The sequence below is a fragment of the uncultured Alsobacter sp. genome, assembly GCF_945952055.1.
GTDB lineage: Bacteria > Pseudomonadota > Alphaproteobacteria > Rhizobiales > Beijerinckiaceae > Alsobacter.
The window spans coordinates 48,109-74,444 of record NZ_CAMFHB010000012.1; the positions used below are offsets into that span (position 1 = coordinate 48,109).

At 69.1% G+C, this 26,336-nt stretch carries 25 protein-coding genes; 14 read left to right on the top strand and 11 right to left on the bottom strand.

The features are described 5' to 3' along the window. Positions 1 to 9 precede the first annotated feature (9 nt). The 3 genes from Q0Q47_RS11405 to Q0Q47_RS11415 all read right to left on the bottom strand — a co-directional run bounded on the left by Q0Q47_RS11405 (position 10) and on the right by Q0Q47_RS11415 (position 3,149). Positions 10 to 813 (bottom strand): carbohydrate ABC transporter permease, encoded by an 804-nt coding sequence (locus Q0Q47_RS11405; protein ID WP_367278237.1) that lies wholly within the window; start codon positions 811 to 813, stop codon positions 10 to 12. 37 nt (positions 814 to 850) lie between these two features. After that, the gene (locus Q0Q47_RS11410; RefSeq protein ID WP_293859095.1) at positions 851 to 1,816 is read right to left on the bottom strand and encodes a carbohydrate ABC transporter permease; all 966 of its coding nucleotides are present in this window, start codon (positions 1,814 to 1,816) and stop codon (positions 851 to 853) included. 67 nt (positions 1,817 to 1,883) lie between these two features. Continuing rightward, complete coding sequence (locus Q0Q47_RS11415) at positions 1,884 to 3,149, bottom strand: sugar ABC transporter substrate-binding protein (protein ID WP_293859098.1); 1,266 nt, start codon at positions 3,147 to 3,149, stop codon at positions 1,884 to 1,886. Positions 3,150 to 3,487: 338 nt separating this feature from the next. Here Q0Q47_RS11415 and Q0Q47_RS11420 point away from each other — a divergent pair, with 338 nt between their 5' ends. From Q0Q47_RS11420 to Q0Q47_RS11465, 10 genes are all read left to right on the top strand, one after another. Continuing rightward, on the top strand, positions 3,488 to 4,528 hold the full coding sequence (locus Q0Q47_RS11420; RefSeq protein ID WP_293859101.1) for a LacI family DNA-binding transcriptional regulator: 1,041 nt from the start codon (positions 3,488 to 3,490) through the stop codon (positions 4,526 to 4,528). Positions 4,529 to 4,592: 64 nt separating this feature from the next. After that, complete coding sequence (locus Q0Q47_RS11425; protein ID WP_293859104.1) at positions 4,593 to 5,858, top strand: alpha-L-fucosidase; 1,266 nt, start codon at positions 4,593 to 4,595, stop codon at positions 5,856 to 5,858. A gap of 64 nt (positions 5,859 to 5,922) precedes the next feature. Beyond that, positions 5,923 to 6,945 carry an aldo/keto reductase gene (locus Q0Q47_RS11430; protein ID WP_293859107.1) on the top strand — a complete coding sequence of 341 codons (1,023 nt, stop codon included), beginning with the start codon at positions 5,923 to 5,925 and terminating at the stop codon, positions 6,943 to 6,945. Between the two features lie 27 nt (positions 6,946 to 6,972). Then, positions 6,973 to 7,989, top strand: coding sequence for a zinc-binding alcohol dehydrogenase family protein (locus Q0Q47_RS11435; protein WP_293859110.1), 1,017 nt, complete (start codon positions 6,973 to 6,975; stop codon positions 7,987 to 7,989). A 31-nt stretch (positions 7,990 to 8,020) separates the two neighbouring features. Next, the gene (locus Q0Q47_RS11440; RefSeq protein WP_293859113.1) at positions 8,021 to 8,884 is read left to right on the top strand and encodes an NAD(P)-dependent oxidoreductase; all 864 of its coding nucleotides are present in this window, start codon (positions 8,021 to 8,023) and stop codon (positions 8,882 to 8,884) included. 242 nt (positions 8,885 to 9,126) lie between these two features. Continuing rightward, positions 9,127 to 9,990, top strand: a complete 864-nt coding sequence (locus Q0Q47_RS11445; protein WP_293859116.1) for an ABC transporter ATP-binding protein — start codon at positions 9,127 to 9,129, stop codon at positions 9,988 to 9,990. Continuing rightward, entirely contained in the window at positions 9,987 to 10,751 is a 765-nt protein-coding gene (locus Q0Q47_RS11450; RefSeq protein WP_293859119.1) for an ABC transporter permease, read from the top strand. Before Q0Q47_RS11445 ends, Q0Q47_RS11450 begins: the two co-directional genes overlap by 4 nt. After that, the gene (locus Q0Q47_RS11455) at positions 10,730 to 11,518 is read left to right on the top strand and encodes an ABC transporter permease (RefSeq protein ID WP_293859122.1); all 789 of its coding nucleotides are present in this window, start codon (positions 10,730 to 10,732) and stop codon (positions 11,516 to 11,518) included. The genes Q0Q47_RS11450 and Q0Q47_RS11455 overlap by 22 nt, the downstream gene beginning before the upstream one ends. A 47-nt stretch (positions 11,519 to 11,565) precedes the next feature. Continuing rightward, the gene (locus tag Q0Q47_RS11460) at positions 11,566 to 12,537 is read left to right on the top strand and encodes an ABC transporter substrate-binding protein (RefSeq protein WP_293859125.1); all 972 of its coding nucleotides are present in this window, start codon (positions 11,566 to 11,568) and stop codon (positions 12,535 to 12,537) included. A gap of 90 nt (positions 12,538 to 12,627) precedes the next feature. Next, positions 12,628 to 13,581, top strand: a complete 954-nt coding sequence (locus Q0Q47_RS11465; RefSeq protein WP_293859128.1) for a LysR family transcriptional regulator — start codon at positions 12,628 to 12,630, stop codon at positions 13,579 to 13,581. 3 nt (positions 13,582 to 13,584) lie between these two features. Here the strand turns inward: Q0Q47_RS11465 and Q0Q47_RS11470 are convergent, their stop codons facing one another. The 4 genes from Q0Q47_RS11470 to Q0Q47_RS11485 all read right to left on the bottom strand — a co-directional run bounded on the left by Q0Q47_RS11470 (position 13,585) and on the right by Q0Q47_RS11485 (position 18,276). After that, positions 13,585 to 14,574, bottom strand: coding sequence for an ABC transporter substrate-binding protein (locus Q0Q47_RS11470; protein WP_293859131.1), 990 nt, complete (start codon positions 14,572 to 14,574; stop codon positions 13,585 to 13,587). Between the two features lie 120 nt (positions 14,575 to 14,694). Continuing rightward, a complete protein-coding gene (locus Q0Q47_RS11475) occupies positions 14,695 to 15,927 on the bottom strand; it encodes a mandelate racemase/muconate lactonizing enzyme family protein (RefSeq protein ID WP_293859134.1) in 1,233 nt (410 codons plus the stop codon). An 8-nt stretch (positions 15,928 to 15,935) separates the two neighbouring features. Beyond that, positions 15,936 to 16,712, bottom strand: coding sequence for an SDR family oxidoreductase (locus Q0Q47_RS11480; protein WP_293859137.1), 777 nt, complete (start codon positions 16,710 to 16,712; stop codon positions 15,936 to 15,938). Positions 16,713 to 16,926: 214 nt separating this feature from the next. Then, positions 16,927 to 18,276: a mandelate racemase/muconate lactonizing enzyme family protein gene (locus Q0Q47_RS11485; RefSeq protein WP_293859140.1), complete on the bottom strand. Its 1,350-nt coding sequence runs from the start codon at positions 18,274 to 18,276 to the stop codon at positions 16,927 to 16,929. Positions 18,277 to 18,586: 310 nt separating this feature from the next. Between Q0Q47_RS11485 and Q0Q47_RS11490 the strand changes: the two genes are divergently transcribed. Together Q0Q47_RS11490 and Q0Q47_RS11495 are read left to right on the top strand one after the other, a co-directional pair. After that, positions 18,587 to 20,629, top strand: a complete 2,043-nt coding sequence (locus Q0Q47_RS11490) for a methyl-accepting chemotaxis protein (RefSeq protein ID WP_293859143.1) — start codon at positions 18,587 to 18,589, stop codon at positions 20,627 to 20,629. A 77-nt stretch (positions 20,630 to 20,706) separates the two neighbouring features. Beyond that, the gene (locus Q0Q47_RS11495; RefSeq protein WP_293859146.1) at positions 20,707 to 21,579 is read left to right on the top strand and encodes a DMT family transporter; all 873 of its coding nucleotides are present in this window, start codon (positions 20,707 to 20,709) and stop codon (positions 21,577 to 21,579) included. A gap of 169 nt (positions 21,580 to 21,748) precedes the next feature. Here the strand turns inward: Q0Q47_RS11495 and Q0Q47_RS11500 are convergent, their stop codons facing one another. The 4 genes from Q0Q47_RS11500 to Q0Q47_RS11515 all read right to left on the bottom strand — a co-directional run bounded on the left by Q0Q47_RS11500 (position 21,749) and on the right by Q0Q47_RS11515 (position 24,687). Then, positions 21,749 to 22,498, bottom strand: a complete 750-nt coding sequence (locus Q0Q47_RS11500; protein WP_293859149.1) for an SDR family oxidoreductase — start codon at positions 22,496 to 22,498, stop codon at positions 21,749 to 21,751. Further along, positions 22,491 to 23,240 carry an SDR family NAD(P)-dependent oxidoreductase gene (locus Q0Q47_RS11505; protein ID WP_293859152.1) on the bottom strand — a complete coding sequence of 250 codons (750 nt, stop codon included), beginning with the start codon at positions 23,238 to 23,240 and terminating at the stop codon, positions 22,491 to 22,493. The genes Q0Q47_RS11500 and Q0Q47_RS11505 overlap by 8 nt, the downstream gene beginning before the upstream one ends. Positions 23,241 to 23,340: 100 nt before the next feature. After that, positions 23,341 to 23,913, bottom strand: coding sequence for a LysE family transporter (locus Q0Q47_RS11510; RefSeq protein WP_293859155.1), 573 nt, complete (start codon positions 23,911 to 23,913; stop codon positions 23,341 to 23,343). A gap of 60 nt (positions 23,914 to 23,973) precedes the next feature. Then, entirely contained in the window at positions 23,974 to 24,687 is a 714-nt protein-coding gene (locus tag Q0Q47_RS11515; RefSeq protein ID WP_293859158.1) for an SDR family oxidoreductase, read from the bottom strand. Positions 24,688 to 24,859: 172 nt separating this feature from the next. On the opposite strand from Q0Q47_RS11515, the gene Q0Q47_RS11520 reads away from it, so the two are divergent. Both Q0Q47_RS11520 and Q0Q47_RS11525 read left to right on the top strand, forming a co-directional pair. Further along, positions 24,860 to 25,879, top strand: a complete 1,020-nt coding sequence (locus Q0Q47_RS11520) for a TauD/TfdA family dioxygenase (protein ID WP_293859161.1) — start codon at positions 24,860 to 24,862, stop codon at positions 25,877 to 25,879. A 59-nt stretch (positions 25,880 to 25,938) separates the two neighbouring features. Then, positions 25,939 to 26,262, top strand: a complete 324-nt coding sequence (locus tag Q0Q47_RS11525) for a DUF6665 family protein (protein WP_293859164.1) — start codon at positions 25,939 to 25,941, stop codon at positions 26,260 to 26,262. The last annotated feature ends 74 nt before the right edge of the window (positions 26,263 to 26,336 follow it).

The window sequence follows — 26,336 nt, forward strand, 5'->3', positions numbered from 1 at the left end:
GCCGCGGGCCTAGCGGCCGCCGAAGCCGGCGCCGATGGCGATGCCCTTGAAGATGTAGCGGTGCATGAGGACGGTGAGGGCGAAGCCCGGCACCATGGCGATGGTGGCGCCGGCCATCATGTAGCTCCACTGCGTGCCCTGCTGGCCCTGGAACAGCGTGAGGCCGAGCGGGAGCGTCGCGTGGTCGGGGCCGTTGACCACGATGAGCGGCCACAGGAACGCGTTCCATTGGCCGGTGAAGGTGAACAGCGCGAGGAGCCCGAGTGCCGGCTTGGCCAGCGGCACGAAGATCGTGACGAGGATGCGCAGGTGGCTCGCCCCGTCCATCAGGGCCGCCTCCTCGAGCTCGGCCGGAATGGTGAGGAAGAACTGCCGCAGCAGAAACGTCCCGAACGAGCTGAACGCCATGGGGATGATGAGGCCCCAGTAGGTGTCGATCCAGCCCAGCACGCCCATCATCAGGAAGAGCGGGATGACGAGCACGGCCTGGGGCACCATCAAGGTCCCGAGATAGACCACGAACAGGCTGTCGCGTCCCACCCAGCGCAGGCGGGAGAAGGCGTAGGCGGCGAGGCTCGACACCACCAGCGTGATCAGCGTCACCGTCGCCGAGACGAAGAGGCTGTTCAGGAAGAAACGGCCGAACGGAAGGTACAGCCAGGCATCGACGAAGTTCTTCCAGACCAGTGTCTCGGGCACGAAGATCGGCGGGTGCGCGAAGATCTCGGCGTCGCGGCGCAAGGCGTTCGACACCATCCAGAAGAACGGGAACAGGAACACCATGGCGGCCACGACGATGCCGCCGTGAATCATGATCCCGCCGAAGGTGAAACGCGGCGCGGTGCTGCCATCAGATCTCATAGTGCACCCACTTCTTCTGGAGGTGGAGCTGCAGGGCCGTCAGCATCATGATGATGGCGAAGAGGACCCAGGCGATCGCGGAGGCGTAGCCGAGCTTGTAGGTGACGAAGCCCTGGCTGTAGATCGCGTAGCCCAGCGTGGTGGTCGCCGAGCCCGGCCCGCCATGGGTCAGCGCATAGACCTGGTCGAAGGTCTGCAGGCTGTTGATCGCGGTGAGCACCGTCCCGAAGAACAGGGACGGGGAGATCAGGGGCAGCTTGATCCGCCAGAACTGCTGCCAGGCCGTCGCACCGTCGATGGCGGCCGCGTCGAGATAGGACTGCGGGACGGATTCGAGCGCGGCGCCGAACAGAAGCATGTTGTAGCCGAAGTGCGACCACAGCGAGACCAGCACCACCGCCTGCAGGGCGTAGTCGGCATTGGTGACGAGGTTCGGGATCTTCAGGCCGATGCCCGCCATCATCCAGTCGAAGACGCCTCCCGGCGTCAGGATGAGGAGCCAGACGAGCGCCACGCCGACCAGCGGCATGAAGGTCGGCAGGAAGAAGATGATGCGGAAGATCGTCTTGCCCCAGGCGAGCCGGCTGATCCACACGGCGATCGTGAGCGAGAGCACGATGTTCAGAACCAGGTATTCGGCGGTGTAGAGCAGCGTCGTGCGCAGGATCTTCCAGAAGATCGGGTCGATCGTGAGCAGGTTCACGTAGTTGGTGAAGCCGACGAACCGCGTCGTTCCGATGACCTGCCAGTTGGTGAAGCTCAGGACGAGCGAGGCCACCAGCGGGCCGATCAGGAAGATCGTCAGGCCGAGCAGGCTCGGCAGGAGGAAAAGGACGGCGAGCCCGAAGCTGCCACGCACCGACGGCTTGCGATCGGTGCTTCCGGGCCGCACCCGCCGCGACGCCAAGGGCGCCGCCGCCGTGTCGTGCCGCATCGCTGCGTAGTCGACGCTCATGAAGACCTCGCTGACGGTATGGGGGGCGCCGGGGACCGGGAAGGGACGTCCCCGGCGCCGCAGCGGCTCACTGGTTGGCGAGCTGCTGGATCGTCTCCAGGACCTTCTCGGGCTTCTCCGAGCCCGCGAACGCCAGTGGCGCGTACTGTTCGAACAGCGAGGCGACCGTCGACCAGTTGGGCGTCGTCACATAAGGCTCCGCCGTCTTGATCGCCGCATCGATCCCCTCGCGGGCGCCGACGACGTCCTGGGCCGCGGTGTCGTACCAGAACTTCTGGAATTCCTTGCGGGCCGAGAAGGCCCGGCCGGCCTCGGCCAGGTACTTGGCGGCGTCCGGGCCGGTCATGACCTGCACGGCCTTCCAGGCGGCGTCCTTGTTCTGGCTCGTCCGGGAGATGCCGAAGCCCGAGCCGGCGCTGACCGAGATGCTGCCCGCCTCACGCACCGGGACCGGCGCGACGCCGACCTTGAACGACGACTTGCGCTTCACGTTGATGAGCTGCCAGGGGCCGTCGACATACATGGCCGCCGACCCCGCCGTCAGCCGTCCGTTCGCCAGGTTGGACGACAGCGTGCCGGATGCCGGGAAGAGGGGCGCCACCTTGTCGTCGGCGACGAGCCTGGCGTAGGAGGCGAAGGCCGCCTTGAGCGCCGGGTTGACCAGATCGAGCTCGCCCTTGGCGTTGAGGTAGGGCGCGCCCTTGGAGCGGGCATAGACCACGAAGGCGTCGGGCACGCTGATGGCCAGGCCGTGGCGGCCGTCCTTGGTGAGGGCGCGGGCCGCCGCCATGAATTCCGCTTCCGTCCAGCCGGGCTTGGGCAGGGGCAGGCCGGCCTGCGTGAACAGGTCGTGGTTGTAGAACAGGATCAGCGGGCCGAAGTCGTAGGGCAGGGCGAACTGCTTGCCGCCACGCTGCAGGGCCTTGAAGATCGACGGCTCGAAGGCGCCGACATCGAGCTTGTCGGCGGCGATGCGGGCGTCGAGCGGATCCATCAGTTCCGCGAAGCCCGGCGCCCGCAGGCTCTGCAGGCTGACGATGTCGGGCAGCTTGCCCGAGGCGGCGAGCGCGGGAAGCTTGGTCCAGTAGTCCGGGAAGGACGTGGTCTGGAACTCGACGGTGATGTCGGGGTGCTTCTCGTTCACCAGCGCGGCGATGCGCTTCCAGGCCGTGACCTCCGGCTCGGAGCCGGACCACATGAACCAGGTGAGGTTCGTGGCCGCCCGGGCCGGCCGGGACAGCATGCCCGTGGCGGCCAACGCGGCCGTCGCTCCCAGGGCCAGCGCCTTGCGGCGCGATACGCCATGCGTCTTCGCAGTGTCCTCGGTCTTCATCGTGTCCTCCCTCTCACGGCATCTGAGCGCCGCTGTGGATCCGCGTGCCGCACGACCGCCTGCGCCGGAGCGCGGAGGTCCGTCGCCCGGAATGCCATCCCGGGCGCCTCCGAGGCTCCGAAGCCTCGGCCAACGTCGTGCTGAAACGTTTCGTCACGCTAGCTGCGGTTCGTTCGACTCTGCAAGCCGGATTCGATTGTGCGGCGCAAAAATTCGCATTTGACGGAGCGGAGATGCGAAATTCTTGCCTTGCGAGCGGTTTTTGGGCTTGATCTGGCCGGCCTGTCTGCTCAGGATATGACGAAACGTTATTTCATCTTGGCGAGTGTCTCAGCTCCATGGCCACCATCCGCGATGTCGCGAAAGCCGCCGGCGTGTCGATCGCCTCGGTTTCCGCCGTGCTGAACAAGAGCGGTCGGGTGGGCCCTGAGGCCACCGAGCGGATCTGGGCCGCCGTGGAGGCCGTCGGCTACTCGCCCAACCCGATCGCCCGCAGTCTGAGGCGCGGGCACAGCGCTCTCGTGGGCATGATCGTCGGTGACATCACCAACCCGTTCTCCGCCGAACTCGTGCGGGTGGTGGAGCACCGCGTGCGCTCGAAGGGCTTCTCCGTGATCGTGGGCAATCTCGACTCGGACGCCAGCCGTCTTCCCGTCCTCGCCGAGCAGATGCGCAACCAGATGGTCGCCGGCATCCTCGTGGCGCCCACCGGGCACGGCCCCGAGGTCGCCGAGGTTCTGGCGGCGCAGCCCTCGCCCCCCGTCGTCACCTACGACCAGCGCGTTCCGGGGCTCGACTGCGACTTTGTCGGCGTCGACAACCGCGAGGCGATGAGGCTGCTCGTCGACTATCTGGCGCGCATGGGGCATCGCCGGATCGGCCTGGTGAGCGGCGATGGCGGCAACTGGACCTCCGACGAGCGCATGGCCGGATTCCTGAACGCCATCGACGGAGCCGGCCTGGAGGCGGATCCCGCGCTGTGCGTCCGGGCGAGCTACCACGGGCGGGCGAGCTACGATGCCGCGCTGACCCTGATGACGCGTGCCGACCGGCCCACCGCGGTGGTGGGCGCCAACAACGTCATCTCGCTGTGCGTTCTCCAGGCCTGCCTGGACCTCGGTTTCCGCTGCCCGCAGGACGTGTCGATCGTGGGGGTCGACGACGTGCCGTGGAGCGGGCTCGTTCGGCCGAACCTGACGATCGCGGCTCAGCCTCTCAACGAGATCGCCGAGAGGGCCATCGACTGGCTGATCGAGCGCGTCGAGAACCCCGATGCGGCGATCCCGCCGCGCGAGCACATCGTCATGCCGACGCTGCGGATCGGCGAGTCGTGCCAGCCCCTGCTGCGGGACACCTCGCAAGGCAGCGCGGTCGCCTGACGGACGGCGGCGGCTGCCGCCTTCCCCCAACCACGACACCAACGAACCAACACGGAGGAAACCCATGGCCGACGTGGCCCGATTCCTGTCCTGGCGCTTTGGACTGTTCCTGCACTGGGGCCCCTGCTCGGTCATCGGGACCGAGCTCAGCTGGGGGCGCGACAACCAGCATCAGCCGGAACGGTTGAACCAGTCGCCGCGCGACCGCGGCTCCACGCCCCGCGTGCGGGTGCCGGCGGCGCTCTACGACACGCTCTACAAGCACTTCAACCCGATCTATTTCGATGCCGACCGCTGGGTGCGCACGGCCAAGGCCGCGGGCATGAAGTACCTCGTCTTCACCTCGAAGCATCATGACGGCTTCTGCAACTTCGACACCGAGACGACCGACTACAAGATCACCTCGGCCGAGTCGCCTTTCGGCCGCGACATCGTGAAGGAGCTCGCGGACGCCTGTCACCGCCACGATTTCGGGCTGGGCTTCTACTATTCACAGCCGGACTGGCGCCATCCCGACTACGGCACGGCCAATCACGCGCGCTACGTCGAATACTTCCACAAGCACGTCGAGGAGATCTGCACGAAATACGGCAAGATCGACATCTTCTTCTTTGACGGGCTGTTCGACGAGAGCAAGACGCGGGTGTCCAAGACGCCCCCGATCTACGGCCGCAAGGACGGGGCCGACTGGTGGGATTCGGAGCGGCTGATCGCCCGAATGCGCCAGTGGCAGCCCGACATGGTGATCAACGACCGGGCCGGTGTCGCCGGCGACTACGAGACGCCCGAGCAGCGCGTAGGTGCCTACCAGCCCGACAAGCCCTGGGAGAGCAACATCACGCTCACCAAGCGCTGGTCCTACGGGTTCGACGAACAGACGAAGTCGGCCGAGGAGTGCATCCGCATGCTCCTCAACACGGTGACGGGCGGCGGCAACCTGCTCCTCAACGTGGGACCCGATCCCCTCGGCCTGTTCCCGCCCGCCTCCGTGCAGGTGCTCGAGGCCATGGGCCGCTTCCTCGCGGCCTACGGTGAGAGCATCTACGACACCCGCGGCGGCCCCTATCCGAGCTGGACCTGGGGTGGCTCGACCCACCGCGGCAACGTCGTCTACGTCCACGTCCAGCACTGGCCGCTGATCGAGGACCGGCTGCGCCTGCCGATCTCGGCCGGCACGACCCTCCTGTCGGCGGAACTGCTGACCGGCGGCACCGTCGATGCGTCGGTCAAGGACGGCCTGATCCATCTCGTCGTGCCGACGGACCAGCTCCACCCGATCGACACGATCGTGAAGCTCACCTTCGACAAGCCCCTCGTCTTCGAGGGCTGAACGCGCAGCGCGGATGCGGAGGAGGGGCCGCATCCGCACCCGCAAGGGCCATGAGGAGTTCATCGTGCAGCACCACTCCCCCGTGCGGTCGACGCGCCGCGCCATTCCCCTCGACACCCGGCTCGGTTTTGGTGCCAGCGGCCTCGGGACACTCACCTGGGACGTGACGGACGACGTCGCGCAAGCCCTGCTCGAGGAGGCCTGGACGGCCGGCATCCGCTACTTCGACACGTCGCCGCTCTACGGCTTCGGGCTGAGCGAACTCCGCCTGGGCCGCTTCCTGCGTGACCGCCCGCGGGAGGAGTATCTCCTCTCCACGAAGATCGGCCGGTGGTTCAGGGCGCCCGCGCCCGGCGAGACGCTCGACAGGGGAGGCTGGGTGCGGCCGCAACCGCTTGTCCCGGTCCTCGACTACACCTACGACGGCGTGATGCGTGCCCTGGAGCAGTCGCACAACAGGCTGGGCGTCTCCTCCATCGACATGGTCCTGATCCATGACCTGGACAGGCGCAATCTCGGCGCGGATTTCGACCGTCACTATCGCGACGCCACCGGCAGCGGCTATCGGGCTCTCGACGAACTGCGCCGCGCGGGGGTCGTGCAGGCGATCGGTGCCGGCATCAACGAGGCCGACGTGGCCGCCGATCTGGTGCGCGACCTCGACCTCGACCTCGTCATGCTGGCCGGCCGCTACACCTTGCTGGAGCAGCCTGCCCTGGACGCGTTCCTGCCGGCCGCCGTCGAGAGGAAGGTCGGGGTCATCGCCGTGGGCGTCTTCAATTCGGGCATCCTGCTGAAGCCGCCGGAGCAGGGCGGGACCTACGACTATGGCGCCGCGCCGGCGGACGTGGTCGAACGGGCCCGCGCCATGGCCGATGCCTGCGCGAGGTTCGACATTCCGGTCGCCGCCGCGGCGCTCCAGTTTCCGTTAGCCCATCCGGCGGTGCAGGCTGTCGTGGTGGGGGCGAGTCGGCCGGGCTCGGCCCGCCAGGCTGCGGCCTGGATGGGGCTGCCGATCCCGGAAGCCCTCTGGCATGAACTCAAGGCGCGGGGCCTTCTTGCGGCAAACGCCCCGACGCCCTCCTGATGCGCTTATCGGAAGAGGACGACGACGATGCGGGCATTGATGATCGAAGCGGTGGGCGTGAGCGCGATGCACGACGTCGCGGAGCCCACGCCGGGCCCGGGCGAGGTTCTCCTGGCCGTCCGGCACGTCGGGCTGTGCGGCTCCGATCTCGCGACGTTCACCGGGCTCAATCCGCTGGTGGCCCTGCCGCGGATCCCGGGCCACGAACTGGGCTGCGAGATCGTCGCGGCGGGGGAGGGCGTTCCGGCCGACTATGCGGCGGGGCGCCGCGCCATCGTCGTGCCCTACACCACCTGCGGCCAGTGCTCGTCGTGCCGCCGCGGCCGGGTCAACGCGTGCCGCTACAACCGGACCCTCGGCGTCCAGCAGGATGGCGGTCTGGCCGAAAGGCTCGTCGTCCCCCATGGCAAGCTGATCCTGAACGACACGCTCGCCCCGCGTCACCTCGCCCTCGTGGAGCCGCTCTCGGTCGGCTTCCATGCCGTGGAGCGCGGCCGGGTCGGTCGGGCCGACCGCGTCGTCGTGCTCGGCTGCGGCATGATCGGCATGGGCGCTATCGCCGGCGCGGCCCATCGCGGGGCCAGCGTCATCGCGGTCGACGTGAGCCCCGGCAAGTTCGACCTCGCCCGTCGCTGGGGTGCTTCGCACGTCGTCGACGCGTCGCGCGAGGACGTGGTCCAGCGCGTCATGGATTTGACCGACGGCGACGGCGCCGACGTGGTGATCGAGGCGGTCGGACTGCCGGCGACCTTCCGGCAGGCGATCGACGCCGTGTGCTTCGCGGGCAGGGTCGTCTACATCGGCTACGCCAAGGTCGAAGTGGCCTACGACACCAAGTTCTTCAACCTCAAGGAGCTCGACATCATGGGCTCGCGCAACGCCACGGCGGAGGATTTCCGGGCGGTGATCGCCTTTCTCGAGGCGCCCGGCCGCAACCCCGACGATCTCATCACCCGCGTCTTCCCGTTCGACCAGGCGCACGAGGCGCTACCCTACTGGGTGCGCGAGCGCGCCGACGTGCTGAAGATCATGATCGAGCGCTGATGGACCGGCGGGGCAGCGAAGGAGCAGCAGGATGATCGTCGTCACGGGAGGAAGCGGGAAGCTCGGCCGGTTCGTGGTCGAAGAGCTCGCCGCGCACGGCTTCGACGTCGTGAACCTCGATGCCGTCCCGCCGCCGCCCGGCGCACCGGGGCGCTTCGTGCGCACCGACGTGACCGACTTCGGCCAGGTGATCGCAGCCTTCGCCGGCATCGACGAGCGGACCCGCGACGTCGCCGGCGTGGTTCACCTCGCCGCCATTCCCGCGCCCGGCCGGGCGCCGAACCAGGTGATCTTCGGCGTCAACACGATCTCGACCTACAACGTCTTCGAGGCCGCCCGGCAGCTGCGGATCCGCAACCTCGTCTGGGCCTCCTCCGAGACGGTTTTCGGCGTGCCGTTCACCGAGGGCGCCGTTCCCTCGCAGGTGCCGCTCGACGAGAGCGTGACGGCGCCGCACAGTTCCTACGCGCTGTCGAAGACGCTCGGCGAGACCATGGCAGGGCATTACTGCGCCTGGGACCCGGCGCTGAAGATCGTCAGCCTGCGTTTCTCCAACGTCCTGGCCGGCGCGGACTACGACCGCATTCCCGCCGACGGCGATCCGGCGTCCCGGCGCTTCAACTGCTGGGCCTATATCGACGCGCGCGATGGTGCGCTCGCGACCCGGCTGGCGCTGGAAGCGCAACTCGTCGGCCATCATGTCTTCGGCATCGCCAACGCGGATTCGGTGATGGCGACGGATAACGATGCGCTGGTCGATCGCTTCTTTCCCGGTACGCCGCGCCACGGCAGCTATGGCCCCACCGACAGCCTCATCTCCATCGAGGCCGCGCGGCGGGTGCTGGGCTTCGAGCCGCGTCATTCCTGGCGGACGCCGCCCGGATCCAAGGCGTAGCCTGGCCCAGCCCCGAGCAACCCCCGCGGGTTCCCGACGGCCCCATCGCGAAAAGCGTCCCGAGCCCAAGCCCGATTGTCTTGGACGGGAAAGGGTGCGTCCGGCTTGATGGACCTCAGGTGAGACGGTGCGCGGCGGGTTTGCCCGCGTGCCGGCTCTGGAGAGGAAACGCGTGGGAGCGGCAGCCGAATGACCAGCCGGCCGAACGAGACGGCGATACCAGGCGACGGGACGCGCGCTGCATGAAGGGGACCGCCATGGCTGGCGACACGCCTCCCATCGACGCTCGCGGGCCCGGCGCCGGCGACCCGTTGCTCGTCGTTGACGACGTTTCGGTTCGCTTCGACACCCCGCAAGGTCCCGTCACGGCGGTCGACCGGATGTCCTTCGACGTCCGGCCGGGCGAATTCATCTCCGTCATCGGCCCGTCGGGCTGCGGGAAGTCCACCCTCTTCAACGTCATCGGCGGCCTGCTGGACTGCTCGGCCGGCCGCGTGACGGTGGGTGGTGCCACCGTTCGCGGTCCGCATCCCTCGATCGGCATGGTGTTCCAGGAGGAATCGACGTTTCCCTGGCGGACCGTCATCGACAACGTCGCCTTTCCGCTGGAGGTCCGCGGCGTCCCGAAGGCCGAGCGGCTCGACCGCGCGCGGCAGACGATCGCGCTGGTCGGACTGGCCGGCTTCGAGCAGCGCTTTCCCTCGGAGCTGTCGGGCGGCATGCGCCAGCGCGTCTCGATCGCGCGCACCCTCGTCTTCCAGCCGGGGATCCTGCTGATGGACGAGCCGTTCGCGGCGCTCGACGAGCAGACCCGGTTGCTGCTGGGCGACAAGGTCCTGCAGATCCAGCAGGACCTGAAGCAGACCACGCTGCTCATCACCCACAGCATCACCGAGGCGGTCCAGCTCTCGGACCGGATCGTGGTCATGACCTATCGGCCCGGCAAGCTGAAGCGCATCGTCCGGATCGAGCTTCCACGCCCACGCACGTCGGACGTGGTCAGCAGCCCGGCCTTCGGACACTACGTCGCGCAGATCTGGGGCGACCTGAGGGAAGAGGCCAGCCGGGGCATGGCCGAGTCCGAGACGGCGGGGAGGAGTCCGTGACCGCGCTGCTGCGCAGCCGCCACGCACCACCCGTGGTCGGATTCCTGTCGCTCGTCGGCCTGCTGGCGCTCGTGGAGGTCGGGATCCGCGTCGGCTTGATCAACCGCTTCGTCGTGCCCCCTCCGTCGTCCGTCGTCGCCAGCCTCGGTCGGGTCGTCACCGAGGAGGGGATCCCGGAGCGCTTTTCCCAGACGGCGTTCGAGGCGGCGGGCGCCGCCCTGCTGATCACGCTCGTGGGCGTGCCTGCCGGCGTCCTGCTCCATCGGTTCACGCGCCTGCGGCTCGCGGTGGAGGGCTGGGTCGCCGCCTTCGCGGCCGCACCGCTCGTCCTCGCCTACCCGTTGTTCCTCGTCATCTTCGGGCGCAGCCAGTTCACCATCATCATGATGGGCTTCGCCTCGGGCGTGGCGCCCGTCATCCTCAAGACGCTCGAGGGCCTGAGCGGCGTGCGCCGGGTGCTGGTCGACGTGGGCCGCAGCCTCAAGCTCACCCCGTTCCAGCAGTTCCGCATGGTTCTGCTGCCGGCCGCCGTCCCGACCATCTTCGTCGGGCTTCGCCTCGGGCTGATCTTCGCGCTCATCAACATCGTCGGCCTCGAGTTCCTGATCAATTTCGGCGGGCTCGGGCAACTCATCAACGAGCTGGCGGAGCGCTACGACCTGCCGGGCACCTACGCGGCCATCGTCTTCGTGGTGCTGGTGAGCGTGGTCTTCTTCCTGCTGCTGCAAAGGATCGAGCAATGGCTGAGACCGGGGTCCTGAAGCCGCCGGGCGTGCTCGGCCGGCTCGGACCGGTCGGGCGGCTGCGGCTCGTCATCATCGCGGCGGTGCTCCTGTCGTGGGAGGCGCTCGCGGCGTCCGGGCTCCTCTTCCGGGACGTCGTGCCCTCGCTGCACCGGGTGGCCTTCGCGCTGGTGCGCCTGCTCGCTTCCGGGGAGTTCTGGTCGAATGCCGCCGTGACGGCGCTGGAAGTCGCGGGGGCGCTGGCCATCGGCGGTACGGCGGGCGTCGCCGTCGGGCTCCTGCTCGGCGGCAGCCGCTTCGCCGAGCGGGCCTTCGAGCCCTACCTCAACTATCTGGGGCCGACCCCGAAGATCATCTTCTTCCCCGTGATGATCATGGGGTTCGGCGTAGGCTGGGGCTCCAAGATCGCCATGGGCGCCCTGTCGAGCTTCTTTCCGGTGGCGCTGAGCACGGCGGCCGGCCGGCGCGGGGTCGACCGGGTGCTCGTGCGCGTGGGCCGCAGCTTCCACCTCACGCCCTGGCAGATGGTCACGAAGATCTACCTGCCGGCGATCCGCGTTCCGGTGCTGAACGGCCTTCGCCTGGGCTTCGGCGTGTCCGTCATCGGCGTCCTGCTGGCGGAGACCAAGCTGTCGAACCAGGGCCTCGGCTACCTCGTCATGCAGGCCTATTCGCGCTTCGACATGCCGCAGATGTACGCGGCGCTCATCGTCGTCTTCGCGGCGGCGGTAGCCCTCAACGCCTTCATCGAACGTTTCACGGTGCCGCGAGGGCGCCGGACATGACCGTCGGCAACGGATCCGACACCCAACCGTCCACAGGGAGGACACCCATGACACACGCCTTCACCCGCCGCGCGGCCACGGGGCTCGTGGCCGGCGCCATGGTCGCGGCCGCGCTCGGATCGGCCAGCGCGCAGGACGTCCTCAAGGTCGCCGCGGGCCAGCGCGGAAACTGGGACACCGCGGTCGTGGAAATGGGCATGCGCTCGGGGATCTTCCCCAAGCACGGCCTGAAGCTGGAGATCCTCTGGACGGCTGGCGGCGGGGAGACGCAGCAGGCGGTGCTGTCGAACAGCGTCGATGTCGGCGTCGCGGCCGGCACGCTGGGCGTGCTGGGCGCCTTCTCGAAGGGGGCTCCGGTGCGCATCCTCGGCGCACAGGCGACCGGCGCGGCCGACTTCTGGTACGCGCGCGCCGACTCCAAGCTCAAGTCGATCAAGGACGCCGACGCCAACACCACGCTGGCGTTCTCGACCAACGGCTCCTCCACCCAGAGCGTCGTGCTCGGGTTCCTCGCGGCTTACGGGCTGAAGGCCAAGCCGGTGGCGACCGGCAGCCCGCCGGCGACGTTCACTCAGGTGATGTCCGGCCAGATCGACGTGGGCTGGTCCTCGCCACCCTTCGGCTTCGACGCCCTGGAGGAGGGAAAGATCAGGATCATCGCGCGCGCCAACGATCTTCCCGAGATCCGCAACCAGAGTATCCGCACGCTCATCACCAACGTGCAGGCGCTGCAGGGCAAGAAGGAGCAACTGACGCGCTTCATGAAGGCGTATCGCGAGACGATCGACTGGATGTACTCCAATCCGGCCGCGCTGACCCAGTATGCCGACTTCGCCAAGACGACCGAGGTCTACGCCAAGCGGATCCGCGAGGAGTTCTTCCCGAAGTCCCTCATCGATCCCGACGAGATGAAGGGCATGGACCTCGTGATGCGCGACGCCGTGCAGTTCAAGGCCATTCCCGCGCCTCTCACGCCCGACCAGCTGAAAGAGCTCATCCAGATTCCGCCCCGCTCCTGAGCCGGCACGCGCGGGGCGGTTGCCGTCCCGCACGCGAAGTCTGATAGGCTCACGGAACAGAGGATCAGCCGCGGCCACGGCCGCGGCTGCATGCGTCGGGAGGCATCCCTGAATCTTCGACAGCTGCGCTATTTCATCAAGGTGATCGAGGTCGGCAACATCACCCGGGCCTCCGAGCAGCTCTATGTGGCCCAGCCCGCCCTGGGCCTGCAGATCCGCCAGCTGGAGCAGGATCTCGGCGTGCCGCTCCTGGTGCGCCATTCGCGTGGCGTGACCGCGACGGATGCCGGCCGCCTGCTCTACGACAAGGCCCAGGCGATCCTCCAGTCGGTCGAGGAGACGCGGCGAGAGGTGATGGCGCTCGGCGAGGCCTCGCGCGAGACCGTCGTGCTGGGCCTCACGCCCAGCATCATGAACCAGGTCGGCTCCGACCTGCTCATCGATGCCCGCGAGACCATGCCGCACGTCTTCATCAGCCTGGTGGAGGAGTTGAGCTTCGCACTGGTGGAGGCCCTCGAGCGTGAGGACATCGACCTCGCCCTGGCCTACGATGTGCCGGACCGCCCCGCCTTCCTGAGGCGCCCCGTGCTCGCGGAGGAGGTCCTGTTCATGAGCCGCCCGGGCGGCGAACCGACCGCGCCGACGATCACGCTGGCGGAGGCCCTGGGGCACGACCTGGTGCAGGCGGGCGAGAAGGATCCGGTGCGCCGCCTGGTGCAGGCGGAGGGCGACCGCAGGGGGCTGGCCATGAAAGTGGCCTACGAGGCCCAGTCGATCTCGCTCATGAAGTCGATGGCGCTGCGCGGCAAGGCGGCGACCTTCATGCCCTACGGGTCCGCGCTCGAGGAGCTGCGGGCCGGGACGCTCGTGGCGCGCCGGGTTGTCGACCCGTCGATCCGCCGCACGCTGTATCTGGTCCGGCTCGCCCGCCGCCCGCCGTTCCGCAACGAGGAGGCGATCGCCGAGGTGCTCGACGCGGCGTGCCGGCGCCTGCGGGAGGCACTCGGCGACCTCGCGGCCGACGCCGACGAGCCGGTCGCCTGACGGTCAGACGACGGTCGCCTCGAGCGTCGAGGCGGGGAAGAGTTCGTCGACGGCCACGCGCCGGGCCGACAGGCCCTGCCGATGGTGGGCGTCCAGGAAGGCCTCGAGCGTGTGCCGGTTGGCCGGCACGCCGTAGGACCAGTAGTCCTGCCCCATGAGCCGCCGGGCGGCGGCGAGCTGCTCCTCGATGAACGGCAGGGTGACCTTCGTGGCCGAGGTGTCCGACAGCCGCACGAGGGCCGCGGCCTTGGACTGCTCGAACGCCTTCAGAAGGGCCGCGGGCAGCCAGGGATTGGCCTCGACGATCGTGCGACGGACCCCGATGACGTGCATGATCGGGAAGATGCGCGTGCGACGGAACCAGTCCTCGGCCGCGGCGGTGGGGTCCTCGAACAGCCAGCGCAACTGCGGATGACCCTGGTCGAAGCAGGACGGCGTGCGGGGGCCCAGGAACCCGTCGATCTCTCCGGCCGCCAGCAGGGCGTTGAGCGACTGGGTCTCGGGCGCCACCTCGACGCGGATGTCCGGGGGCAGCTGCAGCGGGATCTTCTCCGGGCGCCCGGGCGTCTCGATGCCGCCGCGCACCCAGGTCACGTCGGAGGCCTTCACCCCGTGTTCCTCGAGGATCATGCGGGCCCACACGCAGGCCGTCAGCTGGTACTCCGGCAGGCCGATGCGCTTGCCCTTGAGGTCGGCGGGCCCCTGGATGCCGCGGTCCGTCCGCACGACGATGGAGGTGTGGCGGAAGGCCCGCGAGACGAAGGCCGGCACCCCGACATAGGGGCAATCGCCGCGCGACGTCTTCACCGTGAAGCTGGACAGCGACATCTCGCAGACGTCGAACTCGGCGTGCCGGAAGGCGCGGAAAAAGATCTCCTCGGGCTCCAGCGTCATCACCACCGGATCGACGCCGTCGATGCGGATGCGTCCGTCGATGAGCGGCCGGTTGCGGTCGTAGTCGCCGATGGCGACGGACAGGCGGAGCGGCGCCATCGGATCCTCCCTGGTGCGCAGGGACGCGCGGCGTCCCATGCCAGCGAGGTCTAGGATCGCATCCGATGGGCGTCCAAGAGTTTGTCTCGTCCGCTGCCAGACCGCGACGCTATGGAGCCGTCACGGGAGCTGGCCCCCCTGTGGTTCCTCGCTCTCCTTCTGCGCTGCGCCCTGCAGCACGGCCGGGATGGCGTAGCCGCGGCGCGGGAACTCCTGCCAGTGGTGGCGCAGGCCCTTGCGGGGGAACTGGCGGTGGGGCCTGGCGCGCAGCCGTGCGACGTCGATGTCGATGCCGAGCCCCGGGGCCGTCGGCAGGTCGATCCACCCCTCGTCCACGCGGATCGACGCCAGGGCGATGTCCTCGCACACGTCGAGCCGGTTCACGAAGCACTCGGCGATGACGAAATTCGGCATCACCGCGCAGGCGTGGACGGTGGCCGCCAGGCCCGCCAGCGTGCTGTTGTTGTTGTGGGGCGCGATGCCCACCGCGTGGGGCTGCGACAGGACGGCGATGTCGAGCATGCCGGTGATGCCGCCCACGGCGCAGATGTCCGGGTTGAAGTAGTCCGCCGCCTTGGCCTGCAGGGCGCGCTGGAAGTCCTCGCGGGTGTAGAGCGTTTCGCCGGTCACCACGGGGATGTCGATGGCGCGGCGCACCTGCGCGACGAGCTCGATGTTATCGGCGAGGCAGGGCTCCTCGAAGATCGCCACGTCGAAGGCTTCGAGGCGGCGGGCGAGGCGGATGGCGTGGGTCGGCGAGAGCCGCCGGTGGATGTCGAGCTGGATCTCGATCGCGGGCCCGAGCGCCTCGCGCATGCGTCGGACGTAGTCGACGGCGAAGTCCTCGTCCTCGCGATGGATGAAGGTGCGCCAGGGGCCGGGCAGCGGATCGAACTTCAGCGCCCTGTAGCCCTTCGCGACGACGGCCTGGGCCCGGCCGATGTTGTCGTCGATGGTGCCGGGCGCGTCGCCCCAGCCGTTCGCATAGACCTTGATGCGCTCGCGCGACGGCCCGCCGAGCAGGTTGTAGACCGGCTGTCCGGCGGCCTTGCCCACGATGTCCCACAGCGCCATCTCGATGGCGCTCCAGGCGGACAGGAACCCGACCGACGAGCGCCGGATGACGAAGTCGTCGAACAGCACCTGGCCCGTATGGCGGATCGCGAAGGGATTGCGGCCGATCAGGTGCGGGGCGATGCCGCGCAGGATCTCGTCGACCGCCTTCTCGATCTCGGCCGTGACATAGGCCTCGCCCCAGCCGTGGTGCCCTTCGTCCGTCTCGATGCGCAGAAAGAGGAGATTGCGGGTGCTGCCCGGATCGAACAGGAAGCTCTCGACGTGGCTGATTTTCATGGCGCGTCTCAGGCGAGCATGCGGGTGTCGCCGCACACCGAGATCTCCTGGCCGGATGTCGTGCGCCCGAAGGGCGAGGCCAGGAACACGATGTGGCGGGCGATGTCGTTGGGATCGACGAAGCGCTTGATCGAGACCGCCGCGAACGACCGCTCGGTCATGGCCTCGTGCGAGATGTTGAGGGCGCGGGCCTTGTCGGCGATGACGCCCTGGATGCGCGGCCCCTCGACGAGCCCGGGACAGATGGCGTTGGCCCGGATGCCGAACTCGCCGAGCTCGGCCGCGAGCGCCTTGGTGAAGCCGATGACCCCCCATTTCGCCGCCGCATAGGGCGAGCGCTGCGGGAAACCGTGCTTCCCGGCCTGGGACGACAGGTTGAAGATCGAGGCGTTGGACGACGCCTTGAGGTGCGGCACGGCCAGCCGCGCGCAGTTGAACTGGCCCGTCAGGTCGATGGCGACGCAGCGGTCCCAGTCCTCGGGCGCGATCTCGTCGACGCGCCCCGCCGGTCCCGCGATGCCGGCGTTGTTGACCAGGCAGTCGAGCCCGCCCAGCGCGCCAATGGCCTCGCGGAACAGGCTGGCGACGTCCTCGCGGTTCGAGACGTCGGCGCGGGAGCGGGTGATGACGGGATCGCTCTGCGCCAGCCGGGCGAGGGCGGCCTCGTCGACGTCGCAGACATGCACCCGCGCGCCCTCCGCGAGGAAGGCCCGGGCGATGGCGAGCCCGATGCCGTTGGCGCCCGCGGTGACGAGGACGCGGTGTCCGGAGAGTGCGAGATTCATGGGTTGCCTCAAAGGGTGTGTGCCGTGACTGGCGTGGCGCGCCCTGCTTGGCCCCCCGAGGAGCCAACCTCTCCACCGTCTTGGCCGGGCTTGGCCCGGCCATCCACGACTTCAGGATGGCCCCGGCAAAGTCGTGGATGCCCGGGCCAAGCCCGGGCAGGACGCGTGGAGGGATAGGGGCCCGTCTCGGGGGGCAGAGCGGGCGGGCGCGACATCAGCTCCAGGTGCGGTCCCAGGAATACTCGTCGTCCCACGAGTCCGTCGGCTCCCAGATGTCCTTCACGCCCGGCTGCAGGTGAGCCCGCAGCACCTCGTCGTTCAGGTCGTCGATGCCCAGCCCCGGCTTGTCCGGCACGTGGATGAAGCCCTGGCGCGAGCTGATCGGCAGGCCGACGGCGATGTCGTCCCACCAGTCGACGTCGACCGCGTGCTGCTCGAGGGCGAGGAAGTTCTCGGTGGCCGTCGCGACGTGGGCGGCCGCCATCGCCGCGATGGGGCTTTCGGCCATGTGGATGGCCATGGCCACGCCGTGCTCCTGGGCGAGGTCGCCGATCTTCTTGGTCTCCAGGATGCCGCCGGTGGTCAGCAGGTCGGGGTGGATGACCGCGATGCCGCTCTTGAGCAGCGGACCGAAGTCCTCCTTCAGGTAGATGTCCTCGCCCGTGCAGATCGGGACCGCGGTGCTGCGGGCGAGCTGGGCGTACTGGTCGGTGTACTGCCAGGGCAGCACGTCCTCGAGCCAGGCGACGTTGTACTTCTCGATGCGCTGGGCGAGCCGGATGCCGTCGGACAGCGCGATGTGGCCCAGGTGGTCGATGGCGAGCGGCACCTCGTCGCCGATCACGGCGCGCACCTCGGCGAGGTACTGCTCCATCATGTCGAGGCCCTTCTCGGTGAAGTGCAGCCCGGTGAAGGGGTGCATCACGTTGTGGACGTCGTAGATGGCGTTGGCCTTGCGCCGCTCGTCGAGCGCCTTCGGATGACCGCGATGGTGCGGATTGTCCCGGTAGAGGTCCAGAACGCCGGACGGTGCGTTCACGGTGCCCTTCTCGTGCATGATCTGGCCGAGGCCGAGGTCCATCTTCAGGAAGGTGAAGCCCATGTCCATGCGCCGCTTCAGGCGCTGGCCGGTCTCCGTGCCGCTGGGGAACTGGGCGTCTGTGTCGCTGTACATCCGCACCGTGTCGCGGAAACGGCCGCCCAACATCTGGTAGATCGGCACGCCGTAGGCCTTTCCGGCCAGGTCCCACAGCGCGATCTCGACCGCCGAGACGCCGCCGCCCTGCCGGCCGTGGCCGCCGAACTGCTTGATGCGGCGGAACAGGCGGTCCACGTCGCACGGGTTCTCGCCCAGGAGGCGGCTCTTCAGCATCAGCGCGAAGGTCTTGCTCGCGCCGTCGCGGACCTCGCCGAGGCCGACGATCCCCTGGTTGGTGTAGATCTTCATCAGCGAGGACGTGAACGGCGCGCCCACAATGTCGGCGAACCGGATGTCGGTGATCCGCAGGTCCGACGGGCGTGAATGGGTGTTGACCCTGTCGAGGGCCTGCTCATGCGTGGTCATCGATGCTCCTTGGGCACGGACGTGCTTTGTCTCCCGCGCCGGCGACGTCTTGGGGCGCACCGGCGGCCGCCATCTTAAGCACGCCGGAAGCGATTTGGGCGCCCGAATTCCGGGCAACCGCCTTCAGTGCAACGCATGGCCTGGCGCCCCCGGGGTGCGCTTGTGCTGAAGCGTATTCGTCTTTTGTCTAGAGGCCGTGTCGGTAGTTCTACACATTCGATTTTCTGTCATCGCTACCGAAAATTACAGAATTGCTCTGCAAATGTCGTTCGTGCCTTGCCTTCCGTAGAAAACGAGCTTTGCGAATACGATGTCCAAGCTATCCCTTCGTCGCACCCTCTTCACGATCCTTGCCGTCCTCACCGGCTTTCTCGTCATGCAGGGGGGCGTGACCTTGCTGGAGCTTCGACAGCTGGCCGCCGGGCAGTCCGAGCTTGCCTCGCACATCCTGCCGTCCATCCGCGATCTCGGGACGATCAAGTACCAGGCGACGCGCTATCGCGTGTACTCGGCCCGCTCGCTCCTGACGGACGATGCGGCGGAACAGGCGGCCCTGGTCAAGGATCGCGTCGCGCTTCTCGCCGACATGACGGTGGCGACCGGCAGTTACCGCAAGCTCGTGTCCTCGGCCGACGAGCAGGTCCTGTGGGACCAGTTTCAGCGGGCCTGGAGCGACTACCTCGCCATCGACGAGGCCATGATGGCGCTGCGTGCCGCCGGCAAGCTCGACGCCGCCAAGGACAGCTTCGTCCATGGCAGCCTGGCCTCCTTCAACAGGGCCGTCGAGGCGTTGGAGAAGACCATTGCCTACAACGCGGCCGAAGCCGCAGCCGAGGTGTCCGCCGGATCGGCCGCGGGCGTCCGGTCTCTTCTCGTCAGCGCGCTGATCGTGCTGGTGGGCATCGGCATCGGGGCCTATGCGAGCCGGATCGTCGTGCGCCGCGTCAGCGGTCCGGTGAACGGCCTCTCCGGCGTCATGCGGCGCCTTGCGGGAGGTGACACCTCCGTCGACGTGCCGTACCGGGCCAACGAGGACGAAATCGGAGCCATGGCCGGCGCGGTGGAGGTGTTCAAGGTGAACGCCATCGAGGCCGAGGACATGCGGCGGCGGGCCGCCGCGGTGCAGGAGGAAGCCCGTCGCGCGGCCATGGCCCGGCTCAATGCCGAGGTGGGCGAGGTCGTCGCCCGGGCCGCCGACGGCGATTTCACGGCCAGGCTCGACATCGAGCGGGCCGAGCCGGAGCTGCGCGACCTCATGGGCGGCATCAACGCCATCAACCGGGTGGTCGACGAGGCGACGGGCGAGCTGGCGGCGGTGCTGGCGAGCGTCGCCGAGGGCGACCTCACGCGTCCGGTCCGCTCGACCTTCAGCGGTCGGTTCGACGAGCTCAAGACGGCCGCCAACACGACGATCGCGCGGCTGGCCGACACGGTGCGCGTCATCCAGGAGACCACGGCCGACGTGACCGGAGCCGCGCGGGAGATCGAGGTCGGCTCGCAGGATCTCGCGGGCCGCACGGAACAGCAAGCGTCCGCGCTCGAGCAGACGGCGGCGACGACCGAAGAGCTGGCAGCCTCCGTCAAGGCGACGGCGGCCTCGTCGCGCCAGGTGGTGGAACACGCCGCCGTCGCCAACGCGGTGGCCCGCGAAGGTGGCGACGTGGTCGCCCAGGCCATCGAGGCGATGGCCCGCATCGAACAGACCTCCTCGAAGATCGGCGACATCACCTCCGTCATCGAGGAGATCGCCTTCCAGACCAATCTGCTGGCCCTGAACGCCGCCGTCGAGGCGGCTCGTGCCGGCGAGGCCGGCAAGGGGTTCGCGGTGGTCGCCGCGGAGGTGCGCACGCTGGCCCAGCGATCCAGCGAAGCGGCCAAGGACATCGGCGGCCTCATCGGCACCTCGACACGCGAGGTCACGTCCGGCGTCGGCCTCGTGCGGGCCGCCGGCCAGACGCTCGGGCGCATCGTGGAGGCGGCCGAGCGGGTCTCCAGCACCGTCGCCGAAATCTCCTCGGCATCCGCCGAGCAGGCCAACGGCATCGACGAGATGAGCCAGGCCGTGGCGCACATGGATCAGATGACCCAGCAGAACGCCGCGCTGGCCGAGGAGAGCACGGCCTCGGCGCAGGCCCTGGCCGGCCAGATCGACCGGCTCGCCGGTCTCGTCGCGGCTTTCAGGATCGAAGCCCGCGACACCCCGCGGCGTGGCCAGTCCGCGCCGGCGCCGGGGGCACCGGCGCGCCTGCAGAAGCTCGCGGCGCAGGCTTTCGAGCGCAAGCCCGCCGAGGCAGGCGCCTCCGCCGCGGCGCCACGCCGGGCCGCCGCGGCCGGAGGATGGGACGAGTTCTGACCCACCCGCCCTTGCAGGCCAGGCTGGTGTGGGACACAAGTCGGACGCCGAAACGTCGTCAGGGCGCCCCCCCTCCCGTGTTCCTCTCCGAACTTCTCGCCGTCGCCTCGGCCTGCTGCGTGGCGCTCAGCGCCATGGTGGTGGGCGAACTGAAGGGCCGCATCGCGCTCCTGCGGCTGGCGCGCTGGCAGCTGACCGCGGCCTTCCTCATGACGGCCGCCTTGTCGGTCGCGCTCGGTGGCTGGCGGGGCCTGGGGCAGCGGGAGGTCCTGCTGCTGGCGGGATCGAGCCTGTTCGGCATCATGCTCGCGAGCACGACGTATTACGCTGCGATCTATTCGGCCGGGCCGCGGGTCACGGCGCTGCTCTTCTCCGTGACCTCGCCGTTCGCCCTCGGGCTTGGCTACCTGTTCCTGGGCGAGACGATCCGGCCGGTCCAGGGGCTCGGGGTCGCCTGCGTGCTGGGCGGCGTCGTCCTGGCGCTGGCGCCGGCGCGGACCTCCGGCGGCCCGTCCTTCCGCCCCAGCCGGGCTGGCCTCGCGCTCGGCGTCGCCACCGCCCTCGGGCAGGCGCTGGGCAACCTGTTCGCCCGACCCGCGATGGCGGCAGGCGTGGAACCCTTCACGGCCATGGCGGTCCGGTCGGGCCTGGCGGCCGCGTTCTTCCTTCTGCTCGCCGCGTTCCCCTTCGCCCGCGACCCGGCTCCGTTCCGCGTGCGCGACCTGGGATGGGCGGTCACGGCCTCGTTGTTCGGCACGGTGCTCGGGATGTCGCTGCTGATGGCCGCGCTGGCGACCGGGCAGGTGGGCATCGTCTCGACCCTGTCCTCGATGGCCCCCATCGCGATCCTGCCCATGGTGTGGCTGCGGACCGGTGTCAGGCCGGCCCTGACCGCCTGGCTGGGCGCCGGCCTGGCGATTGCCGGCACGGGCCTCGTGAGCCTGGGCTGACCTGAGCCGCGAGGTTAACGAACATGGTTAACGCATTGTAAAAGCTGCAACTTCGAGTCTCAATTTCTGTGTTCGCTGGCTATGGTCGCCGCTTGTGAGATTGATTCAGGCGGTTTGGTCAACCTATTGGATGACAAAGATAATCCAGCAACTTTTGGTCGAGCTTGGGTCAGCCCGGATCCTTCACCATCAGGCCGCCGCCACTGGCCTGGTCGGTCGGGAAGAGCTCCAGCCGAGCGACGTCGACATGGGCGGGCAGGGCGATCACGTGGGCGATGGCCGCTGCGACGTCCTCGGGCGTAAGCGGCCGATAGCCGTCGTAGAACTCGAACAGGCCCTTGGCGTCCAGCGCGGTGCGGTAGAGCTTCGTCTGGACGCGGCCGGGCGCGATCTCGCTGACGCGCAGGCCGGTGCCCAGAAGGTCGAGCCGCAGGTTGTCGCAGAACATGCTGAGCCCGGCCTTGCCGGTGCCGTAGACGCTCATGGCGGGGAAGGCGGCCTGGCCCGCGCTCGACCCGATATAGATCAGGTGGCCCCGTCGCCGGGAGATCATGCCCGGCAGGAGGGCCCGGGTGAGCTGGATCGGCGCCTTCAGGTTCACGTCGAGCATGGCGTCAATGGCGGCCGGCTCGAGCTCCTGGAACGGGACCCGCGCCGGCAGCACGCCGGCATTGTTGACGAGGACGTCGATGTCGGCCCCTGCCAGCCCGGCGAGGACCGCGTCGGTGTCGCACACGTCCGCCACCACCGGCAGCGCGCCCGTGTCCGCCGCCAGGGCGTCGAGGGCGCCGACGTTGCGGCCGAGCGCATAGACCTTGTACCCGCCGGCCCGCAGGGATCGGACGGTCGCTTCGCCGATCCCGCTCGTCGCCCCCGTCACCAGCACGGTCTTGAGTGCCGCGGCTCCCGTCTCAGACATAGATGTAGCCTCCGCTCACCACGACGTTCTCGCCCGTCGCGTAGGTATTCCGGCTCGACGCCATCATCACGATCCACTCGGCCATCTCGTCGGGTTCGGCCGCCCGTCCCAGCGCGCTCGCCTTGGCCAGTTCCGGCAGGAAGCCGAGTTCCTTGGCGCGATCGGTCGCAAAGCCCGCCGGGGCGACCGAGTTCACCAGGATCTGGTCCTTGGCGCATTCCTGGGCGAAGGACTTGGTCAGGCTCACCACGGCGGCCTTGGTGGCGGCGTAGTGCGCGTTCTGCGGGTGGGCCTTGAAGGCGTCGACGGAGGTCACGTTGACGATGCGGCCGGTGACCTTCGGCGGCTCCACGAAGCGGCGCATGTGCAGCACCGCGGCGACCATCATGTGATAGGTGCCCTTCACGTTGATGGCGTTCTCGAGGTCCCACTCCTCGTCCGTGATCTCGAGGATCGGCCGGCGGGGGTAGATGGCGGCGCTGTTCACGAGGGCGTGGACGCGCCCCAGCGTGGCGGCCACGGCCTCGAATCCGGCATGGGCGGTCTCCCGCCTGACGATGTCGGCCACGGCCGTCGCGACCGTGGCCCCGCCGCCGGCCAGCGTCGCGGCGGCGCTCGTGAGGGCGTCGGCGTTGCGGTCGATCAGGCCGATGCCGCTCGCCCCGCGGCGGAGCATCAGGCGCGCCGTGGCCAGGCCCAGGCCCGAGGCGCCCCCGACGATGACGACGTTCTGTCCTTCCACGCGTGCCGCTCCTGCCGAGAATCCCCGCCGATCTTCGCGCCAGAGTGCACGGCGGGGCGAAGTCGGCAAGCCGTCCACCGCCGTGACGGCGCTGCCGACGTCAGCCCAGGGCGGATACGCCCAGGGCGGCCGCGAATCCGGTCAGCACCACGGCGCCGCCCTTGTTGAGGCCGTCCACCGTCACCCGTCCCGCGAGGCCCCGGGCGGCGAGCGACCCCAGGCCGGCCCAGGCCATGCAGGCCATCACCGTGAGGGTGGCGAGGGCGGCCAGAAATCCGGGCAGTTCCGCTGCATCGGCGGGAGCGAGGGCGAGGGCAAAAACGAGGGCCTTCGGGTTGAGCAGCGTGGTGAGGAAAATCGCCGCCGCTCCGACACGGCCGGGCGAGGCCGAGAGAGTGGACGGGTTGCGCCAGAGACGCACCGCGCAGACCAGCAGCCACACCGTCGCCGCGGCCTTGAGCAGCAGAGGCAGCAGCGGATGACCGGTGAGGGCAGGGCCCGCTACTGCGGTCAGGAGGGTGACCGCGACGAGATAGCCCGTCGCCGCTGCCACCCCGAGGGGCAGGCCGGCCCGCGCGCCGCCCGCCGCACCGCTGGCGGCGAGGAGGATGTTCGTCGGGCCCGGCACGATCAGCAGGGCGCCGACGGTCAGGATTTGGGCCAGCGTCACCATGGCGCCCTCCTAGCACGCATCCCTGGGGGGCGGGCAGTCCGGCAATTCACCCATCCAGGCTCAGATCGAGCGCATCAGGCCGCCGTCCACCCGGATGTTCTGGCCGGTGATGTAGCCCGCCCCGTCGGAGGCCAGGAAGGACACCGTTGCCGCGATCTCCTCGCTGGTGCCGTAGCGCCCCATCGGAACGCTGCTGCGGCGCTCCTCGGTGGCCGGCAGGCTGTCGATCCAGCCCGGCAGCACGTTGTTCATGCGCACGTTGCTGGCCGCGAACGTGTCGGCGAAGAGCTTGGTGTAGGCCGCCAGCCCGGCGCGGAAGACCGCCGAGGTCGGGAACATCGGGCTCGGCTCGAACATCCAGGCGGTCGAGATGTTGATGATGGTGCCGCCCTTCCGGGCGGCCATCACCGGCGCGACCAGCCGCGCGGCCCGGGCCACGTTCAGGAAATAGACCTCCATGCCGCGGTGCCAGTCCTCGTCCGTGATCTCGAGGATGGGCGCGCGGGGACCGTGTCCGGCGCTGTTGACGAGGACGTCCATGCGGCCCCACTTCGCCATGACGGCGTCCACGAGGCGCTTGAGGTCGTCGTTCGATTGGTTGGATCCGGTGACGCCGAGGCCGCCGAGTTCGCCGGCAAGGGCCTCGCCCTTGCCCGAGGACGACAGCACGGCGATCTGGAAGCCATCCGCGGCCAGGCGCCTGGCGCAGGCCGCGCCCATGCCGCTTCCTCCCGCGGTGACCACCGCGACCTTCCCGTCCGACTGCGTGACCATGGCGTGTCCTTTCCCCGGTGAGACGTGCCGGCATCAGTAGACGGACCCCGCGCCCTCGCCAAGGCCGCCGGGGAGACCGTTGCTGGGCGCAGGACGGGCATGCCCGGCCCGGTTCTTGTCCCCGCCACGGCCATCGGACATCCTTCCCGTAAACACGACCAAGGGGGAAACGATGGCTGACACGGTTGTTTCGGCGCGAAGGCCGGTTTCCGCGCCGCTCGCCTGGCGCGGCGACGCGTTCGGCCCGCGGCAAGGCTGGGAGTTCGCCCTGACGCCCGCCCATCTCGACGAGATCGACCGGGCGGTGACGGTCATGTCCCTGCGCGGCCTCGCGCTCTCCGACATCGGCCGCGCCGACTTTCCGCTTCCTGTCCTCGGCCCGGACCTCGCGGCCATGGACCAGGTCCTGCGCGCCGGCCGCGGCTTCGTCCTGATCAAGGGCATCGACGTCACGCGCTATCCCGAGGACACGCTGCGGCAGATCTTCATGGGGATCGGCGCCCATCTCGGCGTCTCGGTGTCCCAGAGCCACCGCGGCGACTATCTCGGCGACGTCTTTGACCGACGCGAGCCGGGCAACGAGCGCCCCTACCGGCGCGGCGGGCTCATCAGCATGCACCGCGATCCGCCCGACGTGGTGGGTCTGTTCTGTCTGCGCAATGCCAAGACCGGCGGACTGAGCCGCATCGCGTCCTCGGCCACGGTCTGGAACACGTTTCTCGCCGAGCGCCCGGACCTGCTGGAGCCGCTTGTCCAGGGCCTTCCCTTCTACAGGCCGGCCGCGGACCGCGGCGACAGTCCGGCGCTGAGCCCGAGGCTGCCCGTGTTCACCACCGACGCCGACGGACAGCTCCACTGCAATTTCATCCCGGAGCTCATCCGCAGCGGCGCCCAGCAGAACGGCGGCACCCTCGATGCGCGAGTCGCCGAGGCCCTCTCCTTCTTTGAAGGCGTGACCGCCCGCGACGGCGTCTACCTCGACATGGAGTTCCAGCCCGGCGACATGCAGTTCCTCAATGACCGGACGATCATTCACGGTCGCACGGACTACGAGGACTGGCCGGAGCCCGAGCGGCGGCGCCACCTTTTCCGCCTGTGGCTCATGTGTCCGCACTGGCCGGCGCCTTCCGCCCGCGTCACGGTGTTCGACAACACGGACCGCGCGGGCGGCGGCATCGCGAAGGCCGCCTGAGGGGGGAGGGGCTGGCCAGTCCGGCTCCGCCGCCCCACATTGGTCCCATGACGCTTCGCATGCCACAGGGTGTCGCCTCCTCGTCCCGTCGAGAGACCGGGGCGAACGTCCTCGACACCGAAATCGCCCAGCTCAAGGCCGAGTCGCTCGGCAGCATCGGCACCCAGGTCGAGACGGCCGTGGCGCGCCTGAAGGCCTTCGACGCCGCCGGCGCGCCGGATCCGGCCCGCCGCGCCGCCTTGCTCGACGCGGCGGCCGAAAAGGCCTGGGCGTTCATGATTCAGCGCGAGTTGTGCGGACTCCGGCACTGGGATGCCGTGGTGAAGGCCTACGGCATTCCGCGCGAGGTGCTGAACCGCATGGGCCGGGTGAAGACCGGCTGAGAGTCTTCTGGAGCGGAAACAGACCTGACTGCGTCAGGTCGTCCGCTCCAGGGTCCTGGTTGAGCATCATCTTT